We start from the raw sequence: 17355 nt of genomic DNA on the forward strand, positions 1-17355 counted from the left end.
ACCACCCATTCTTTGTATTCCGCCGGATAAGGTTTCATCTTCCAACCGTTACCGCCCCCATTGTCCTTCATCGAAAGGCGGCGAGGCGACAACTATCCTGACATGGAGGGCTTGGACAGAAGGTAACTCGCCGGCTACCCCGGCGAAACAGCAGCGCATGCCAAGCACAACCCCCTCGCTTTACCCATTGAACACCGGCAGCTTTCCAATCTCTTCCTTCAGGAACGCGATCAGCGCGCGCGTCGCCATGGTCGGGTGCCGGCTCGGCGTGGTGATGACATAGAGGCTGCTGCCGAGCCCTTCGGGCTTCCAGTCGGTCAGCACGGGCACCAGATGGCCCTGGCGCACTTCATCCCAGCTCATGTAGCGCGGCAGCAGGCCAATGCCATGGCCTGCGCGCACGGCCTGCAGCAGGAAGCGGAAATGCTCGGATTGCAGGTGGGGCGCGAGTTCGACTTCTTCGCGCTGGCCCTCGCGATTGAGGGCTAGCACGAAGCGCGTGCCGTACGGAGGGCAAAGGAAGTGGCAGCGCGTCAGGTCGGCCGGCACGCGCGGCGGCGCGACGCGTTCCAGGTATGCGGGCGACGCGCAGAGCTCCCAGTCGATCGGGCAGATCTCGCGCGCCACGTGGTCCAGCGGCGGCGACGAGGTCACGCGCAGTGCCACGTCGATTTCCGAAGCGATCAGGTCGACCACGCGGTTCGCAAAGAACACGCGCAGCGTGATGCCCGGGTAGCGCTGCGCAAACTGCAGCAGCAGCGGCGCGACGAACGCATCGCCCAGGCCCGTGGGCATGCTGACGCGCACATGGCCGCGCAGCGTCTTGCCCAGGCTGTCGATCTCGGCCTGCGCCGATGCCACCTCCTGCAGGATGCGCAGCCCGTGCTGATAGAGCGCCTGGCCCGGCTCGGTCATCTCCAGCCGGCGCGTGGTCCGGCGCAAAAGCTGGGCGCCCGCCTGCTGTTCCAGCTCGCGCAACTGGCGGCTCACTTGCGAGCGCGTCACGCCGCGCCGCCGGCCGGCTTCGGCGAGATTGCCGGCATCGACGATGTCGACAAAGGCCTCGATCAGGTTCAGGTCCATCGGGGATTGCCTGCAGGATTGTCACGTCTAGCGCAACATTGTGATTCCGGCGCGGCGAATTGTCGATGCCACGCTGCGCGGCTACAGTGGAACGCTGCCAAACAGGACAAAGCACAGGAGACAAGCGATGGCCACAGACCTCTGGTTCGAAGACCTGCACCGCGACGGCGCCGAACTGCTCGACCGTGGCGCCCGCCTTGCCGGCGGCCTGCGCGCCGCCGGCCTGCAGGAGGGCGACGTGGTGGCGGTGCTGCTGCGCAACGACCCGGTCTATGTCGATGTCGTCCAGGCCTGCCGCATCGGCGGCACCTATTACTGCCCGATCAACTGGCACTTCACCACCGAGGAAGTGCGCTTCCTGCTGGCCGATAGCGGTGCCCGCGCGCTCATCGTGCATGCTGGCCTGCTGGCCGCGGTGCGCGAGGCCGTGCCGGCGGGCATGACCGTGCTGGTGGTGGCCGACGACGCGCAGGCGCCGGATGGCACCGGCTACGAAGCCTGGCTCGCACGGCAGGCCCCGTACGACGGCCCGCGCGTGTCCCCGCGCGGCCATATGGCCTACACCTCGGGCACCACCGGCCGTCCCAAGGGCGTGCTGCGGGAGCCGGTGCCGCTGGAACAGCTCGAAGACCAGCTCGCGCGCGCGCGCTCGCTGGTGCGGCAGGTCTACGGCATCGTCCCCGGCTGCCGCGCGCTGATGTCGGCGCCGCTGTACCACAGCGCGCCCGGTTCGTTTATCCAGAATGCGCTGCAGATGGCCGAGCGCCTCGTGCTCACGCCGCGCTTCGATCCGGAGCAGGTGCTGGCGCTGGTGGAGAAGCACCGCATCGACGTGCTCTACCTCGTGCCGATCATGTACGTGCGCCTGCTCAAGCTGGCGCCCGAGGTGCGCGCGCGCTACGACCTGTCGTCGATCCGCTTCGTCGCCTCGACCGGCTCGCCGTGCGCGCCGGAGGTCAAGCGCGCGATGCTCGAATGGCTGGGCCCGGTGATCCACGAAACCTACGCGTCCAGCGAGGCCGGCATGATCACGGTCGCCACGCCGGCCGATGCCGCCGCCCGCCCGGGCACTGCCGGCAAGCCGGTGGACGACGCGCAGCTGCGCATCCTCGATGAGGACGGCAGGCCATGCGCGCCGGGGGAGGTCGGCATGGTGTATGTGCGCCAGCCAGCCTACCCCGACTTCACTTACCGCAACAACGATGCCGCGCGCCGCGCCATCGACCGCGACGGCCTGGTGACGCTCGGCGACATGGGCTACGTCGATGCCGACGGCTACCTGTTCATCTGCGACCGCGCCTCGGACATGGTGATCTCGGGCGGCGTGAACATCTATCCGGCCGAGATCGAGCACGAGCTGGTGCGTTACCCCGGCGTGGCCGATTGCGTGGTGTTCGGCGTCCCCGACGATGAATATGGCGAGCGGCTGCTGGCCATGGTGCAGCCGATGCCGCAAGCAACGATCCGCGAGGAAGAGGTGATCGACTGGCTGCGCGCGCGCCTTTCGGGCTTCAAGGTCCCGCGCAGCATCGTGATCGAGCCGCAGTTGCCGCGCGATGAAACCGGCAAGCTGGCCAAGCGCCGGCTGCGCGACCGGTACTGGGAAGGGCGCCAGCGGCGCGTCTGAGCGAAGCGCGGCAGGGCCGCATCCATCAAGACCAGAAGCATGGCGCCCACGATGGCGCCGCCAGACAGGAGACACTATGCAAGGCAGTAAATTCGGCCGCCGGGCCTGGCTCGCCGCCACGGCAGCCGCCGTCTGTGCGCTGGCAGGCGGCGCACAGACGGCGCTGGCCGCCTATCCGGACCATCCGATCAAGCTCGTGGTGCCGTACACGCCGGGCGGCTCGACCGACCAGTTCGGCCGCGCGCTTGCCGACGGCATGTCGCGCCAGCTTGGCCAGACCGTGGTGGTGGAAAACCGCCCGGGCGCGGCCACCATGGTCGGCACCGGCAGCGTGGCGCGCGCGCCGGCCGACGGCTACACCATGGTGCTGGCCACCAACGGCAGCATGGTGCTCAACCCCTTGCTGTACAGGAAGATCGCCTACGACCCGCCGCGCGACTTCAGGATCTTCAGCATCGGCACCGAGGTGCCGCTGGTGGTGGTGACCAACAACAAGGTGCCGGCCGGCAACGTCCGCGACTTCGCCAGCTATGCCAGGGCCAGCGGCGGCAAGCTCAACTATTCGTCGGTGGGGCTGGGCAACGCGCTGCAGCTTGCCACCGAGATGCTGAAGACCGAACTGGGCATCGAGGTCACGCACGTGCCCTACAACGGCAGCGCGCCGGCGCTGTCGGCGCTGCTCGCCAATGACACGCAGCTGATGGTGGACGTGGTCAGCACCTCGCTGCCGCACATCAAGGCGGGCAAGCTCAAGGCGCTGGCCGTCACCGGCCGCCAGCGGCTGGCCGTCCTGCCCAATGTGCCGACCGTCGCCGAAGGCGGCTACCCCGACTTCCAGGCCGCCACTTGGTTCGGCCTGGCTGTGCCGGCGCAGACCCCGCCCGAGGCCGTGGCAAAGCTGCGCGCCGCGGCCGACGGCGTGCTGAAGGACCCGAAGTTCCGCGCCACCTTCAGCGACCTGGGCCTGGTGGTGCAGCCGCCGCGCACGCAGGCCGAGATCGACCGCTATGTCGAAGCCGACCGCGAGCACTGGGGCAAGGTGATCCGCGCCAACAACATCACGCTGGATTGACGGCGGCACGCGCGGCGGGCCACGAACCGCGCATCGGCGGCATTCGGCCGATTACCTGGGACGCGCGGCGTGGCCCGCGCTGACGGGCGTATAGTGCGGGGACATCCAGGCACAGGCGCCCGCAACGGCCGGGCGCGCAAGATGCCGCCATGCCCCGCTTGTCATGACAGATCGCGCCCCGTCCGAACCACCCGGCCCGTCCGCTGCCGCTGACCAACCCGTCAGCGCCGCCGCATCGGACAAGCATCCTGATCGTCCGGCTGGCCCGGACGACCCGGCCAATAGTCGCCTGGCTGACACGATCAGCCGCCGCGCCCGCCTTGCCGCTTGGCGCAAGTCGCGCCAGGTCGGGCGCATCTCGCGCACCACGCTGCGCTATGCGGTCTTCATGTGTGGCGCCGGCTGCGTAGCGCTGTTCTCCATGGTGTTCGCATGGATCGCCGAACTGGCGCTGCGCTGGAACCACCAGCTGACACAGGCCACGCCGTGGATCGCCTTCGTGATGCTGCCGTTCGGGCTGGCCGCGCTGCGCTGGCTGACCATCCGGTTCGCGCCGCAGGCGCGCGGCAGCGGCATTCCGCAGGTGATCGCGGCAGTCACGCTGCCGCCGTCGGGGCCCGCGCAGACGTTGCTGGTGTCGTTCCGCCAGTCGATGTGGAAGGTCGTGCTGACCGCCGCCGGGCTGCTCGCGGGCGCTTCGGTCGGGCGGGAGGGGCCGTCGGTGCAGGTCGGCGCCGCGGCCATGCTGGCCTGGGGCCACTGGTGCCATGAAAGGCTGCGCTTTCGCATCGGCTTCCACCCGAACGCGCTGATCGCGGCGGGTGCCGCCGGCGGTCTGGCGGCGGCGTTCAACACGCCGCTGGCCGGCGTGGTGTTCGCCATCGAGGAACTCGGCCGCGGCACGGCCGTGCGCTGGGACCGGCTGGTGCTGTCCGGTGTGCTGACCGCCGGTTTCCTGTCGCTGGCGTTGCTGGGCAACAACCCGTACTTCGTCGTCAAGGTGCCCATGCTGGTGCTGCATGACGCCTGGGGGCCGGTGATCCTGTGCGCGGTGGTGTGCGGTGTGCTCGGCGGCGTGTTTGCCAAGGCGCTGATCGGCGGCGTGCCGGGACTGTTGCCGGCGCGCTGGCGCGACTGGCCGTCCGCGCATCCGGTGCAGGTGGCCTTCGGCTGCGGGCTGGTGGTGGCCGCGCTGGGCTGGGCGACGGGCGGGGCGACGTTCGGTACGGGCTATGAGCAGGCTTCGGCGCTGATCAATGGCGAATCGCACGCCACGTTGTGGTTCGGCCTGGCCAAGTTCGCGGCCACGGTGGTGTCGTATTTCGCGGGCATTCCCGGCGGCATCTTCACGCCGGCGCTGGCCATCGGCGCCGGCATCGGCGAGAACGTGGCGCATTTCATCCCCGGCATGCTCGAGCCGCGCCTGCTGGCGCTGGTGGCCATGGCCGCATTCCTGGCCGGCGCCACGCAGGCACCGATCACGGCCAGCGTGATCGTCATGGAGATGACGCGCACGCAGGACCTGACCCTTTTTCTGCTGGCGGCTTCGCTGCTGGCATCATTCATTTCGCGGCAGTTTTCGCCGCACCCGTTCTATCACCACGTGGGCCATGCCTTCCGGCGCGAGGCGCAGGCCCTGGTACGCAAGGCCCCCGCAGGCTGACTGCCGGGCCATGCTCACCGTGCTTGCCAGCGCAAGGCCGCGGATGACAGGATGAGCGCACTTTGCGGCGTATGAAGTGCCCAATGCGCCATGCTGGCGGTGCGAGATGCAGCCCGCCGGAACATCCCGCCCGCCGCAGGCTCCAACAGGGGCCTTTTCTGAGGAGTCTGGATTTTGAAATTTCCCGTTGCCGGGCTGGCTGCCGCCGGTCTGATCTGCGCCGCAACCAGCGCCTTTGCCGCCCCGGCCGCTTCTGCCGCCGCTCCTGCCGCCCCTTCCGCCGTCCCTCCGGCTGCAGCACCAAAGCCTGCCCAGAAGGCTGCGCCCGCCGGTGACAGCGCGCTGTCACCCATGCTGAAACTGCTGGAAATCGGCAATCCGCTGCCCGCGCTGCCTGACTGTGCCGACAAGCGCACGCCGGATGGCCGCGACGTCACCGCCTTCTGCGTCGAGGTGAAGGGCGACGGCATCATGCGCCAGGTCGGGATTCCGCGCGACAAGCGCCCGGCCTTTATGGACGGCGTGCATGTGGTGGCCTTTGTCGACCGCAACGCGCTGGTCGGCGTGATCGTGCCGACCGCCGGCGCCAATTCGCAGCAGGCCGCGCTGGACAGCCTGAATGCCCTGTACGGCAAGCCGTTCCGCCAGGAGCAGGAGGACATGCGCGACAAGGCCGGCAACCCGGTCAAGACCATCCACGCGGGCTGGATGGAGAAGCCGCTCACGGTCGAGTTGTACTCCATGCCGGAAGACCCGGGCACCGGCACCATCGAAATGCTGCTGCCCCGGGCCCGCGCGCTGATGGCGGACAAGGACGCGCAGGTCGCGCAGCAGCTTGCGCCCGCATCGGCGCCCGCCGCCGCGCCAAAGGAAAAGAAGCCGGCGCCCAAGCCCGTCAAGCCGGGCAGTTGGTAACGCCTGGCCTGATCCCGCCTGACGCCCCGACGCCGGACGGCGGGCCGCTCAGATGCCGTCCATCACCTTGTCCAGTCCGCGCACCACGCCGCGCACGGTGTGAACCTGGCGGATGGCCAGCAACGCGCCCGAGACATAGGGCTTGGAGCCGTCGCCGGCCTCATGCTTGAGGTGCAGGCGCTGGCCGTCGGCGCCGAAGATCACTTCCACGCCGAGCTGGTAGCCGGGCAGCCGCACGGCATGCACCTGCGTGCCGGACATGGTCGCGCCGCGCGTCTCGCGCGGGCCGTTGACCTGGTCCACGGGTACCGCCTGCTGCGCGGCCTTGACCTCGCCGAGACGGAACGCCAGCTCGCGCACCGTGCCGGACGGCACATCGACCTTGCCGGCCTTGGCGTAGTCGATGATCTCCCAGTGATCCAGGTGGCGCGCCGCCATTTCCGCGAACTTCTGCAGCAGCACGACGGTGATGGCGAAGTTGCCGCACGCCAGCACGCCGCGCTCGGCCTTGCGCGCGGCGGCGTCGATCTCGGCATAGTCGTCGTCGGTCAGGCCCGACGTGCCGACCACCACGTGCGCGCCGTGTGCCAGCGCCTGCAGGATGTTGTGCTTGGCAATGGCCGGCTTGGTGTATTCCACGTAGACGTCATAGGGCGTGCTGCCCAGCGCCTCGATGCTGGCCGCCGCCACGCCCGGGGTATCGGCGTGGCCCGTAAGCTGCGCCAGCGGCTGCCCGGCGGCGCCGCGCGACAGGCCGGCCACCAGCGTCATGTCGGCCGCGTGCGCCACGCCGCGTGCCAGTTCGCCGCCGGCCCAGCCGGTTACGCCGCCTACGGCGACACGGATCGGATTGCTCATCGTCTTTTCTCTCCCGTTGCGGTGATGTGGGTCGCAGGAGCATACCGCGCTAGCCGGTTGCGCGCCGGCGGTCGATTTTTCTTGCCAGCACGATCGACGTGGTGGTGTGGTTCACGCCGTCGAGCATGCCGATCTCGTCGAGCAGCTGGTCGAGCCGCGCGTGGGTGTCGCAGCGGATGACCGCCATGTAGTCCACCGGGCCGCTGACCGAACTCAGTTCCTCGATCTCCGGCAGGCGCTGCAGCGCCCGCACGATGGCCGGACCTGCCTTGGGCTGCACCGACAACCCGCAGAAGGCCTGGATGGCGTTGTCGCCCATCTCGCGCCCGAGCCGCACGCCGTAGCCGGCGATCACGCCGAGACGTTCCAGCCGCGCGATCCGCGCGACCACCGTCGTGCGCGCGATACCGAGATGGCGGGCCAGGTTGGCGGCACTTTCGCGCGCATTGGCCTGCAGCAGCGACAGCAGGTGCCGGTCGGTCTGGTCGAGCTTGTCGGAATCTGCCATATCGTCGAAATCTGTCGTCGTTTCGTTCGATTATGGAGGGCATTCGTCGAACTTGTGCCTTCTTTCTGTTGTGCGCGCTGACCATACTTCAGTCAGGAATGCACAAGACAGGCTTGGACAGAGGAGGACACCATGCAGCCATCCACCCTGGGCCGCGGCGCGCCGCGGGACCTGACGCGGGCCAAGGGCCCCTTGCAAGTCGTGGTGCTGGGCGCCGGCAAGATCGGCCGCACCATTGCCGCCATGCTCCATGACAGCGGCGACTACCGCGTGAGCCTGGTCGACAATGATGCGCGCCGGCTCGACGGAATGCCGCGCGCCATCACCGTACGCGCCGGCGACCCGACCGAACCCGGCACCTGCGCCGCGCTGCTGGCGGGTGCCGATGCCGTGCTCAACGCGCTGCCGTTCCACGCCGCGGTGAGTGTGGCCACGGTGGCGGCGCGACTTGGCGTGCACTACTTCGACCTGACCGAGGACGTGGCCGCGACGCAGGCGATCCGCCAGCTCGCGCAGAACGCGCGTTCGGTGCTGATGCCGCAGTGCGGCCTGGCGCCGGGCTTCATCGGCGTGGTCGGCAACGACCTCGCGCAGCGCTTCGTGCGCGGCGGCGGCGAACTGCTGGATCTGCAGATGCGCGTAGGCGCGCTGCCGCGCTACCCGAGCAATGCCCTCAAGTACAACCTGACCTGGAGCACCGAAGGGTTGATCAACGAGTACTGCAATCCGTGCGAAGCGATCGTCGACGGCCGCCGCGTCGAACTGCCGGCGCTCGAAGGGCTCGAGACCTTCGCGCTGGACGGCATCGAGTACGAGGCCTTTAATACATCAGGCGGTCTCGGTACGCTGCCGGAAACGCTGGCGGGCCGCGCACGCAATGTCGACTACAAGTCCATCCGCTACCCGGGCCACTGCGCGCTGATGAAGCTGCTGCTCAACGACCTGCGCCTGCGCGAACGGCGCGGCTGGCTGCGCGAAATCTTCGACCGCGCGATTCCGGTCACGGATCAGGACGTGGTCATCATCTTCGCCACCGCGACCGGCTATCCGGCCGGTGGCGAGCGCGGACGCGGGCCGCTGACGCAGGCCTCGTTCTCGGCGCGCATCGGCGGCGTGGATGGGCCGGCCGGGCACGTCAATGCCATCCAGCTCACGACGGCCGCGGCCATCTGCACGGCGCTGGACATGGTGGCGAGCGGCGGGCTGCCGCAGTCGGGCTTCGTGCGGCAGGAAGCCGTGCCGCTCGCGGCCTTCCTGGCCAACCGCTTTGGCTGCCACTACACGCAGCACCCACTGCAGGAGATGACGGTATGAAAGCGCAAGAGATCGCGGCGTGCTGGCAGTCAATGGGATTGCGCCGGCCATGGAGCGACGGCACTCCCGCGGGCACGGTCATCGTGCGTTCGCCGGTCGATGGCGAGGCCTTCGGCCACGTTCCGGCCTGCACGCCGGCCGGTGCCGACGCGCTGATCGCGCGCGCGCACGAGGCGCAGAGCGGCTGGGCGCTGGTGCCGGCCCCGGTGCGCGGCGAAATCGTGCGGCGCTTCGGCGAGGTGCTCCGTGAACACAAGATGTCGCTGGGCCGGCTGGTGTCGCTGGAGTCGGGCAAGATTCTGCAGGAAGGGCTGGGCGAAGTGCAGGAGATGATCGACATCTGCGACTTCGCGGTCGGGCTGTCGCGGCAGCTGCATGGGCTGACGATTGCGTCGGAGCGCCCGCAGCACGCGATGCGCGAGACCTGGCATCCGTATGGCCTGTGCGGCGTGATCTCGGCCTTCAATTTTCCCGTGGCGGTGTGGGCCTGGAATGCGGCGCTGGCGCTGGTGTGCGGCAACGCGGTGCTATGGAAGCCGTCGGAAAAGACCACGCTGTGCGCGCTGGCCGCGCATGGCCTGTTCGAACGCGTGCTGGCCGCCACGGCGCCGCAGTACGAGGGCATCTCGGCAGTGCTGCCGGGCGGGCGCATGATCGGTACGCACCTGGTCGGGCACCCGGCGGTACGCCTGGTCAGCGCGACCGGCTCCACGCGCATGGGCCGCGACGTAGGCCTGGCCTGTGCCCAGCACTTCAAGCGCAGCATCCTCGAACTGGGCGGCAACAACGCGGCCATCGTGACGCGCTCGGCCGATATTGAACTGGCCGTGCGGGCCATCACGTTCGCGGCGGCCGGCACGGCCGGGCAGCGCTGCACCACGCTGCGCCGCTGCTTTGTCCATGCCGACCTGATGGATACCATGGCCAGCCGGCTCGTCACGGTGTTCGACCGCCTGCCTGTGGGCGATCCGCTCGAAGACGGTACGCTGCTCGGCCCGCTGATCGATACCGCCGCGGCCGATGCCATGGCCAACGCGCTGGCCAGTTGCCGCGCGCAGGGCAATATCGTCACGGGCGGCGAACGCCTGCTGGCCGACCGCTTCCCGCATGCAAGCTACGTGCGCCCGGCCCTGGTGATGACCGACGAGCAGCACGACACCATGCTGACCGAGACCTTCGCGCCCATCCTGTACCTGATGCCATACACGTCGCTCGATGAAGCCATCGCGCTGAACAATGCGGCGGCACACGGGCTGTCGTCGTGCATCTTCACCGAGTCGCTGCGCGAGGCGGAGCGCTTCCTGTCATCGGCGGGCAGCGACTGCGGCATCGCCAACGTGAATATCGGCACCAGCGGGGCGGAGATCGGCGGCGCGTTCGGCGGCGAGAAGGCGACCGGCGGCGGCCGCGAGTCGGGCTCGGATGCGTGGAAGGGCTATATGCGGCGTGCCACCAATACCATCAACTACGGCGATACCTTGCCGCTGGCGCAGGGCATCCGGTTCGAGATATGAGCGGCATCCGGGCGCCGGCAATCGAGCGCCTTTACGTTCACCAAACCGTTGCGAATCGTAACAAGGGTTACAGCGCCTTGACGCTGTATTACGGAAGCGCCCCGTATAACGTTAAAGGGGAGGCACATGCCCGGAAGCGACCCCTAGGAACAATACGATGAGAACGGTAACGATTGGACTGGCCGCAGCGGCCGCCGCCACAGCCTTGCTGGGTGGTTGCGCGGTGTATCCGTATCCGGCCGGCCCCGGCCCCGCTGTCGCGGTGGCACCGGCGCCGGTCTATGTCGGCCCGCCGGCGGTGGTGGTGTCGCCGCGGCCGTACTACTACGGCGGCTATGGCGGCTATGGCTACTACGGCCGGCGCCATTACTGGTAAGCCGACGCAGGGGAGGGCGGCTTAGTTGCCGCTGTCTCCGGTCTTGCCGTAGATGCCGTTCAGGCCCGGCCAGCTCGGCGCCAGCGTCCGGCCAATGTCCGGCAAGTCGACCAGGTCGAGCACGCGGCCCACGGTGTGGTCGACCAGGTCGGCAATGCTCTGCGGCTTCTGGTAGAAGCCGGGCACGGGCGGGAAGACAATGCCGCCCATTTCCGTCACTGCCGTCATATTGCGCAGATGCGCGAGGTTCAGCGGCGTTTCGCGCACCATCAGCACCAGCCGGCGGCGCTCCTTGAGCGTGACGTCGGCCGCGCGCGTGATGAGGTTGTCGGACAGGCCATGGGCAATGGCGGCCAGTGTGCGCATCGAGCACGGGGCCACCACCATCGCATGCGCGCGGAACGAGCCGCTCGCGATGGTGGCGCCGATATCGCGTACGTTGTGCACGACATCGGCCATGGCTTCCACGTCGGCGCGGCCGATCTCCAGCTCGTGCTGGAGGTTCATCACGCCCGCCGGGGAAATCAGCAGGTGGGTTTCCACCGTCGGCACGTCGCGCAGCACCTGCAGCAGGCGCACGCCATAGATGGCGCCGGTGGCGCCCGTGATGGCGACGATCAGCCGTTGCGGCACGGCGCCGCCGGTCACGGGCATGGCGGTGCTCAGCCCTTGAGCAGGGTCTGGAGTTCGCCGTTCTGGTACATCTCCATCATGATGTCCGAACCGCCGACGAACTCGCCGTTCACGTAGAGCTGCGGGATGGTCGGCCAGTTGGCGTATTCCTTGATGCCCTGGCGGATACCTTCGTCTTCCAGCACATTGACCGTGGCCGGCGCATCCACGCCGCAGGCCTTCAGGATCTGGATGGCGCGGCCCGAGAAGCCGCACATCGGGAACTGCGCGGTGCCCTTCATGAACAGGACCACCGGGTTGCCCTTGACGATCTGGTCGATCTTTTGTTGCACGTCACTCATGGTTGCTTTGTCGGTTGAGGTGGCGCCCGCGCTGCGGGTGCCACCGGGTGTCGAAGGCCGCACGGCGGTTGCCGCGCGACGGTGATCTGGCTGCAAATTTTACCGGATTCGCCGCCAGGCTTCAGGCGGCCCCTCAGGCGACCCCTCAGGGGGCCCGCATCACGCGGCGCCGGGACGCCGTCCGCCGGTGCAGCGTTCCTGCCCCGCCAGGTCGCGCGCGGTGAAGACTTCGGTGAAGCCGGCGCGTTCCAGCAGCGCCTGCGTGGCCGCGGCCTGGTCGTAGCCATGCTCCATCAGGAGCCAGCCGCCCGGCAGCAGCCGCCCGTGCGCCCCGGCAACGATCGCGGCCAGGTCCGACATGCCGTCCTTGTGGTCGGTCAGCGCGTCGATGGGCTCGAAGCGCAGGTCGCCCTCGGCCAGATGCGGGTCACCTTCGGCGATGTACGGCGGGTTGCTGACGATCAGGTGGAAGCGCAGGTCGGCCGGCAGGGCGGCGTACCAGTCCGAAACGAGGAACTGGATGCGGTCCGCACCGAGTGCGCTGGCGTTGTCCTGCGCCACCATCAGGGCGCCCGGTGAAATGTCGGTCGCCCACACCTCCGCGTCGGTGCGTTCGCGCGCGATGGTCACGGCCAGGATGCCAGAGCCCGTGCCCAGGTCCAGCACGCGCGGGTGTTGCACGCCGGCCAGCCGCGCCAGCGACGATTCCGCGGCGATTTCCGTGTCAGGACGCGGGATCAGCACATCGGGGGTCACGCGGAACTTGCGGCCGAAGAATTCGCGCTCGCCGATCAGGTAGGCCACCGGCTCGCCTGCCAGGCGGCGCGCCAGCAGCGTGGCAAAGGCGTCGCGCTGGGGCAGGCTCAGGGTATCGCCGTCACGGGTAATCAGTTGCGTGCGGGTCAGCCCGGTGACGTGCGTCAGCAGCATCCGCGCTTCCAGCGTGGGCAGGCCAGCCATGGCGGCGAGCGTCTGCGCTTCGCGCACGGTGGGGGTAGCCGGCAAGGCGCCGGACATGGCAGGGGACATCGGCAATGCGGGAGCAGAAGCGCCGGCGGCGACACGCCGGCCGGAAACAAAAAACCCCGCCGGGCGTTGGCCTGGCGGGGCTTTCGGCGGGTCTACCAGCTAGGGAAGCAGTGTAGCGCTGAACCCTGGCGGCTGGTGGGAATCCCCCGTAGCGGTCATTACTTATTGACGGTGTCCTTGGCCTTGTCGGCGCCGGCGTTGACGGCATCCTTGGCGGCCTGCTTGGCATTTTCCATGGCGTTGCCGGCATCGGTCTTGGCCTTGTCGGCAGCGACCGAGACATCAGCGGCGGCGTTGCTGGCCGCGGCCTTGGCGGCATCGGCGGCGTTGCCGGCGGCTGCCGCGGCATCGCTGGCGGCGGCCTTGGCCGATTCCGCCGCTTTTTGCATGGCGGTGTCGGCGCTCGGCGTGGCCGGCGCTTCTTCCTTCTTGCTGCAGGCGGCCATGGCCGCGGTGATCATCAACAGCGCGAGCAGTTTCTTCATGATTTCGTCCTTATGTCCGTGCTTCAGGAGAGACAATTGCCGGCAGCTTCTTCTGTCGCCGGTCGAAAACGATTATAGACAGCGGACCTTCGCCCGCCAGTGCTGTTTCAAGCATTTACAACAGATACAAAGGTTTCGACGCCGTTGAGCGCTGATCGTGCTGAGTATCGTCTGGGGCACTTGGACAGCGGCTCTCAGGCGTCGTCGCCGAGCGCCGCCAGCTGGTCGGCCTGATGCTCCGCCGCGAGCGCGGACACCAGTTCGTCCAGGTCGCCGTCCATGATCATGTCGATCTTGTAGAGCGTGAGGTTGATGCGGTGGTCGGTCACGCGCCCCTGCGGGAAGTTGTAGGTGCGGATGCGGTCGCTGCGGTCGCCCGAGCCGATCAGGTTGCGGCGCGTGCTGGCTTCCTTGGCCTGCGCGGCGCGCATCTGCTGGTCCTTGATGCGCGCGGCCAGCACCTTCATGGCCTTGTCCTTGTTGCGGTGCTGGCTGCGGTCGTCCTGGCACTCCACCACGATGCCGGTCGGGATGTGCGTGAGGCGCACGGCCGAGTCGGTCTTGTTGACGTGCTGGCCGCCGGCGCCGGACGCGCGGAAGGTATCGATGCGCAGGTCGGACGGGTTGATTTCCACTTCGCCCACTTCGTCGGCTTCCGGCATCACCGCCACCGTGCAGGCCGAGGTATGGATGCGGCCCTGCGCCTCGGTGGCCGGTACGCGCTGCACGCGGTGGCCGCCGGATTCGAACTTCAGGCGCGAGAACGCGGCATCGCCGGCAATGCGCACGATCACTTCCTTGTAGCCGCCCAGGTCCGATTCGGACTCGCTCATGATCTCCACCTGCCAGCGCTGGCGTTCGGCGAAGCGCGTGTACATGCGCAGCAGGTCGCCCGCGAACAGCGCGCTTTCCTCGCCACCGGCGCCGGCGCGGATTTCCAGCAGCAGGTTGCGGTCGTCGTTGGGGTCCTTGGGCAGCAGCAGCTTTTGCAGGCTGGCTTCGAGCGTTTCCAGGCGCGCGCGCGCGCTGGCGATCTCGTCGGCCGCGAAGTCCTTCATCTCCGGATCGTCGAGCAGCGCCTGCGCGGTGGCCAGGTCGTCCTGCGCCTGGCGATACAGGCCATATTGCTCGGCCACCGGCGACAGTTCGGCATGCTCGCGGCTGAGCTTGCGGTACTGGTCGATCTTGGCGGTCGCGTCTTCGCGGGCAAGCAGGGCGTTGACTTCATCGAGTCGCTCGGCCAGTTGGTCGAGCTTGGCAAGCATGCTGGCTTTCATGGGAATCCGGGTGGGGAAGGCGGGAACCGGGCCGCGGTCAGCGCGGGCGGCGGGTTGCCGGCGCGCAGGGCGCGCGGGCGCAGCGCTCGGGCGGGGCTAGCGCTCGGAGTGGCTGCTGTGGCGGAACAGGCCGGGCACCAGGCGCACCAGCGCCTCGCGGTCCTCGCCCTGCATGTGGTTCAGCGCATGGGTCGGGCCATGCAGGAACTTGCGCGTCAGCGCGCCCGACAGGGCTTCGAGCACGGCTTCCGGGTCGTCGCCGCGCGCCAGCATGCGCCGGGCACGGTCCAGCTCGGCCTGACGGATCGACTCGCCGGCGGTCTGCAGTTCGCGGATGAGCGGCACCACGCTGCGCGTTTCCAGCCAGTGCATGAAGTTCTGCACGCGGCTTTCGATGATCGCCTCGGCCTGGGCCACGGCGGCCTGGCGCAGCGCATTGCCTTCGCGCACGACGGCGCCGAGGTCGTCCACGGTGTAAAGGAAGACGTCGTCCAGGCGCGCGACCTCGGCTTCCACGTCGCGCGGCACGGCCAGGTCGACCATCATGATCGGGCGGTGCTTGCGGCGCTTGACCGCGCGCTCCACGGCGCCCAGGCCGATGATCGGCAACGAGCTGGCGGTGCAGGACACCACGATGTCGAACTCATGCAGGCGCTCGCCGAGTTCCTGCAGGCGGATGGCCTGCGTGGTCAGGCCCTGTCCGGCGAGCTGCTCGGCGAGCTTTTCGCCGCGTTCGACGGTGCGGTTGGCCACGACGATCTGGCGCGGTTGCTGCGCGGCGAAGTGCGTGGCGCACAGTTCGATCATCTCGCCGGCGCCGATGAACAGCACGCGCTGCGTCGAGATGCTTTCAAAAATCCGTTGTGCCAGCCGCACGGCCGCGGCGGCCATCGACACCGAATGCGCGCCGATCTCGGTCTGGCCGCGGACTTCCTTGGCCACCGCAAAAGTGCGCTGGAACAGCTGGTTCAGGTAGGTGCCCAGCGAGCCGGCTTCACCGGCGGTGCGCACCGCGTCCTTGAGCTGGCCCAGGATCTGGGTTTCGCCCAGCACCATCGAATCGAGCCCGCTGGCGACGCGGAACGCGTGGCGCACGGCCTCGGACTGCGGCAGTGAATACAGGTGCGGCGCCAGGTCGGACGCCGGCACATTGTGGTGCTGCGACAGCCACCGCAACGTATGCTCGAAACCCTCCGCGCCCGGCTTGAGGATGTCGGTCGCGCAGTAGATTTCGGTGCGGTTGCAGGTGGAGAGAATGGCGGCTTCGGTACCATTGCGGCCCGCCAGGTGGGTACGCAATGTCCCGAGTGCCGGTTTGATCTGCTCAAGCGGAAACGCCACCCGTTCGCGCAGCGAGACTGGTGCCGTCGTATGGTTGATGCCGATCGCGAGCAGTTGCATTTGTAGGGACTGGTACCGGGTCCGCAGCAAGTGCGGCCCGACTGCCATTATAACGTCGGGATCGGAACTTGCAGGCAGGCGCGGCTGCAGAACGCCGCTGCTGTATCGTTACGCCGGAATCGCCGGACTGTGGTTCCGGAGACACACGGGAGTCAGGATGCTGGGCACGTTGATCGTCGGATTGCTGGTTGGCCTGGCCGCGCGCCAGATGCATCCCGCCGGCAAGGTCGTTTCCCTGCCGGCCGCGCTGGTGCTGGGTATGGCGGGGGCGGCGGCGGCTTTCTACGGCGGGCGCGCGCTGCATCTTTTCATTGACGGGCAGATGAGCGGCTGGCTGGCGGCGATCGTCGGCGCCTCGGTCCTGGTCGGGCTATGGGGCGCGTTGCGGCCCCGCCACGGGTAAGGTCAGAACTGACGATCCGGAGCGGAATCTGCGCCGCCCGGGATGCGAATCAGGCGCGCGCTGCCAGGAACCGGCGCAGGATGCCGTCCGAATAGTGGCTGGCCACGTCCTTCAGGAATGCCGGAAAATCCACATGGGCACTGTCGTCCGCGCGGTCCGAGATCGTCCGCATGACCGCGTACCGCACGCCGTATTCATGGCAGACCTGTGCCACGGCGGCGCCTTCCATCTCCACGGCCAGCAGGTCGGGCAGGCATTCGCGCAGCCCGGCGACAGCGGTGGCCGCGTTGATGAACTGGTCGCCGCTGGCAATCAATCCCAGCTTCAGGGCGGGCGTGCCGATGCCGAAGCGCTCGCGCACGGCGGGCGGCACCTCGGTGGGCAGGTCTTCGCGCAGGAAGCCGTCCGCTGCGGCGCGCAGGGCTTCGGTCAGGTCCGGATCGGCGGGAAAGCGCGAACGGTCCAGCAGCGGTACTTCATGGCGCGGGAACAGCGGGCGGGCATCCAGGTCGTGCTGCATGGTCTCGCTGGCGATGACGATGTCGCCGACCCGCACGCCGTCGCCCACGCCGCCGGCCAGGCCGGTGAAGACGATCTCCTCCACGCCGAACTCGCGGACCAGGGTCGCCGTGGTGGCCGCCGCCGCGACCTTGCCAACGCGTGCCAGTACCAGCACGCAGGCCTGCCCGTGCAGGTGGCCGACGTGGTAGTCACGCATGCCGATCCGGTGGATGGTCGCGCGCGCGTCTTCATGGCGCATGGCCGCGACCAGGCTGTCGACTTCATCATGCAGCGCGGCGAGGATGCCGAGGGTCATTGGGGGCGTGTCCGGAATGAAAGGCCAAAGGATACCGGC

Annotated in this window: 18 protein-coding genes; 8 read left to right on the plus strand and 10 right to left on the minus strand. The window is 68.6% G+C overall.

The window, feature by feature from the left end:
• Positions 1-180: 180 nt before the first annotated feature.
• Positions 181-1083 (minus strand): LysR family transcriptional regulator, encoded by a 903-nt coding sequence (locus KHO22_RS29265; protein WP_211950674.1) that lies wholly within the window; start codon positions 1081-1083, stop codon positions 181-183.
• A 127-nt stretch (positions 1084-1210) separates the two neighbouring features.
• Between KHO22_RS29265 and KHO22_RS29270 the strand changes: the two genes are divergently transcribed.
• The 4 genes from KHO22_RS29270 (at position 1211) to KHO22_RS29285 (ending at position 6360) form a co-directional block, all read left to right on the plus strand.
• On the plus strand, positions 1211-2710 hold the full coding sequence (locus tag KHO22_RS29270) for an acyl-CoA synthetase (RefSeq protein ID WP_211950675.1): 1500 nt from the start codon (positions 1211-1213) through the stop codon (positions 2708-2710).
• Between the two features lie 76 nt (positions 2711-2786).
• The gene (locus KHO22_RS29275) at positions 2787-3782 is read left to right on the plus strand and encodes a Bug family tripartite tricarboxylate transporter substrate binding protein (RefSeq protein WP_211950676.1); all 996 of its coding nucleotides are present in this window, start codon (positions 2787-2789) and stop codon (positions 3780-3782) included.
• A 163-nt stretch (positions 3783-3945) separates the two neighbouring features.
• The gene (locus tag KHO22_RS29280; protein ID WP_211950677.1) at positions 3946-5445 is read left to right on the plus strand and encodes a chloride channel protein; all 1500 of its coding nucleotides are present in this window, start codon (positions 3946-3948) and stop codon (positions 5443-5445) included.
• Positions 5446-5619: 174 nt separating this feature from the next.
• Entirely contained in the window at positions 5620-6360 is a 741-nt protein-coding gene (locus tag KHO22_RS29285) for a hypothetical protein (protein WP_211950678.1), read from the plus strand.
• A 48-nt stretch (positions 6361-6408) separates the two neighbouring features.
• Here KHO22_RS29285 and dapB read toward each other — a convergent pair whose 3' ends face one another.
• Together dapB and KHO22_RS29295 are read right to left on the minus strand one after the other, a co-directional pair.
• Entirely contained in the window at positions 6409-7218 is an 810-nt protein-coding gene (gene dapB, locus KHO22_RS29290; protein ID WP_211950679.1) for a 4-hydroxy-tetrahydrodipicolinate reductase, read from the minus strand.
• Between the two features lie 49 nt (positions 7219-7267).
• A complete protein-coding gene (locus KHO22_RS29295) occupies positions 7268-7726 on the minus strand; it encodes an Lrp/AsnC family transcriptional regulator (protein ID WP_211950680.1) in 459 nt (152 codons plus the stop codon).
• Between the two features lie 132 nt (positions 7727-7858).
• Between KHO22_RS29295 and KHO22_RS29300 the strand changes: the two genes are divergently transcribed.
• The 3 genes from KHO22_RS29300 to KHO22_RS29310 all read left to right on the plus strand — a co-directional run bounded on the left by KHO22_RS29300 (position 7859) and on the right by KHO22_RS29310 (position 10930).
• Positions 7859-9040 carry a saccharopine dehydrogenase family protein gene (locus tag KHO22_RS29300; RefSeq protein WP_211950681.1) on the plus strand — a complete coding sequence of 394 codons (1182 nt, stop codon included), beginning with the start codon at positions 7859-7861 and terminating at the stop codon, positions 9038-9040.
• A complete protein-coding gene (gene amaB, locus KHO22_RS29305) occupies positions 9037-10554 on the plus strand; it encodes an L-piperidine-6-carboxylate dehydrogenase (RefSeq protein ID WP_211950682.1) in 1518 nt (505 codons plus the stop codon). The genes KHO22_RS29300 and amaB overlap by 4 nt, the downstream gene beginning before the upstream one ends.
• A gap of 157 nt (positions 10555-10711) precedes the next feature.
• Positions 10712-10930: a hypothetical protein gene (locus tag KHO22_RS29310; RefSeq protein ID WP_211950683.1), complete on the plus strand. Its 219-nt coding sequence runs from the start codon at positions 10712-10714 to the stop codon at positions 10928-10930.
• 21 nt (positions 10931-10951) lie between these two features.
• Here KHO22_RS29310 and KHO22_RS29315 read toward each other — a convergent pair whose 3' ends face one another.
• From KHO22_RS29315 to hemA, 6 genes are all read right to left on the minus strand, one after another.
• On the minus strand, positions 10952-11584 hold the full coding sequence (locus KHO22_RS29315; protein ID WP_211950684.1) for a UbiX family flavin prenyltransferase: 633 nt from the start codon (positions 11582-11584) through the stop codon (positions 10952-10954).
• A gap of 8 nt (positions 11585-11592) precedes the next feature.
• A complete protein-coding gene (grxD, locus tag KHO22_RS29320) occupies positions 11593-11904 on the minus strand; it encodes a Grx4 family monothiol glutaredoxin (RefSeq protein ID WP_211950685.1) in 312 nt (103 codons plus the stop codon).
• Positions 11905-12063: 159 nt separating this feature from the next.
• Positions 12064-12933: a peptide chain release factor N(5)-glutamine methyltransferase gene (prmC, locus tag KHO22_RS29325; RefSeq protein ID WP_211950686.1), complete on the minus strand. Its 870-nt coding sequence runs from the start codon at positions 12931-12933 to the stop codon at positions 12064-12066.
• Between the two features lie 158 nt (positions 12934-13091).
• Positions 13092-13418: a hypothetical protein gene (locus tag KHO22_RS29330; protein ID WP_211950687.1), complete on the minus strand. Its 327-nt coding sequence runs from the start codon at positions 13416-13418 to the stop codon at positions 13092-13094.
• Positions 13419-13612: 194 nt separating this feature from the next.
• Positions 13613-14695, minus strand: coding sequence for a peptide chain release factor 1 (gene prfA, locus KHO22_RS29335; protein ID WP_211950688.1), 1083 nt, complete (start codon positions 14693-14695; stop codon positions 13613-13615).
• A 96-nt stretch (positions 14696-14791) separates the two neighbouring features.
• Positions 14792-16096 carry a glutamyl-tRNA reductase gene (hemA, locus tag KHO22_RS29340; RefSeq protein WP_211950689.1) on the minus strand — a complete coding sequence of 435 codons (1305 nt, stop codon included), beginning with the start codon at positions 16094-16096 and terminating at the stop codon, positions 14792-14794.
• Positions 16097-16253: 157 nt separating this feature from the next.
• Between hemA and KHO22_RS29345 the strand changes: the two genes are divergently transcribed.
• Positions 16254-16499 carry a hypothetical protein gene (locus tag KHO22_RS29345; protein ID WP_211950690.1) on the plus strand — a complete coding sequence of 82 codons (246 nt, stop codon included), beginning with the start codon at positions 16254-16256 and terminating at the stop codon, positions 16497-16499.
• A gap of 49 nt (positions 16500-16548) precedes the next feature.
• Here KHO22_RS29345 and KHO22_RS29350 read toward each other — a convergent pair whose 3' ends face one another.
• Positions 16549-17316 (minus strand): 5'-methylthioadenosine/adenosylhomocysteine nucleosidase, encoded by a 768-nt coding sequence (locus KHO22_RS29350; RefSeq protein ID WP_211950691.1) that lies wholly within the window; start codon positions 17314-17316, stop codon positions 16549-16551.
• Positions 17317-17355 lie beyond the last annotated feature (39 nt).

The sequence above is a fragment of the Cupriavidus yeoncheonensis genome, assembly GCF_905397275.1.
GTDB lineage: Bacteria > Pseudomonadota > Gammaproteobacteria > Burkholderiales > Burkholderiaceae > Cupriavidus > Cupriavidus yeoncheonensis.

Bases quoted from the DNA above. Each gene is read 5' to 3' on its own strand.
- KHO22_RS29295 (WP_211950680.1), bottom strand. From the start codon at position 7,726: ATGGCAGATTCCGACAAGCTCGACCAGACCGACCGGCACCTGCTGTCG.
- amaB (WP_211950682.1), top strand. From the start codon at position 9,037: ATGAAAGCGCAAGAGATCGCGGCGTGCTGGCAGTCAATGGGATTGCGC.
- KHO22_RS29270 (WP_211950675.1), top strand. From the start codon at position 1,211: ATGGCCACAGACCTCTGGTTCGAAGACCTGCACCGCGACGGCGCCGAA.
- KHO22_RS29300 (WP_211950681.1), top strand. From the start codon at position 7,859: ATGCAGCCATCCACCCTGGGCCGCGGCGCGCCGCGGGACCTGACGCGG.
- KHO22_RS29275 (WP_211950676.1), top strand. From the start codon at position 2,787: ATGCAAGGCAGTAAATTCGGCCGCCGGGCCTGGCTCGCCGCCACGGCA.
- KHO22_RS29265 (WP_211950674.1), bottom strand. From the start codon at position 1,083: ATGGACCTGAACCTGATCGAGGCCTTTGTCGACATCGTCGATGCCGGC.
- KHO22_RS29280 (WP_211950677.1), top strand. From the start codon at position 3,946: ATGACAGATCGCGCCCCGTCCGAACCACCCGGCCCGTCCGCTGCCGCT.
- prfA (WP_211950688.1), bottom strand. From the start codon at position 14,695: ATGAAAGCCAGCATGCTTGCCAAGCTCGACCAACTGGCCGAGCGACTC.
- grxD (WP_211950685.1), bottom strand. From the start codon at position 11,904: ATGAGTGACGTGCAACAAAAGATCGACCAGATCGTCAAGGGCAACCCG.
- KHO22_RS29315 (WP_211950684.1), bottom strand. From the start codon at position 11,584: ATGCCCGTGACCGGCGGCGCCGTGCCGCAACGGCTGATCGTCGCCATC.
- KHO22_RS29350 (WP_211950691.1), bottom strand. From the start codon at position 17,316: ATGACCCTCGGCATCCTCGCCGCGCTGCATGATGAAGTCGACAGCCTG.
- KHO22_RS29345 (WP_211950690.1), top strand. From the start codon at position 16,254: ATGCTGGGCACGTTGATCGTCGGATTGCTGGTTGGCCTGGCCGCGCGC.
- hemA (WP_211950689.1), bottom strand. From the start codon at position 16,096: ATGCAACTGCTCGCGATCGGCATCAACCATACGACGGCACCAGTCTCG.
- dapB (WP_211950679.1), bottom strand. From the start codon at position 7,218: ATGAGCAATCCGATCCGTGTCGCCGTAGGCGGCGTAACCGGCTGGGCC.
- KHO22_RS29330 (WP_211950687.1), bottom strand. From the start codon at position 13,418: ATGAAGAAACTGCTCGCGCTGTTGATGATCACCGCGGCCATGGCCGCC.
- prmC (WP_211950686.1), bottom strand. From the start codon at position 12,933: ATGTCCCCTGCCATGTCCGGCGCCTTGCCGGCTACCCCCACCGTGCGC.
- KHO22_RS29310 (WP_211950683.1), top strand. From the start codon at position 10,712: ATGAGAACGGTAACGATTGGACTGGCCGCAGCGGCCGCCGCCACAGCC.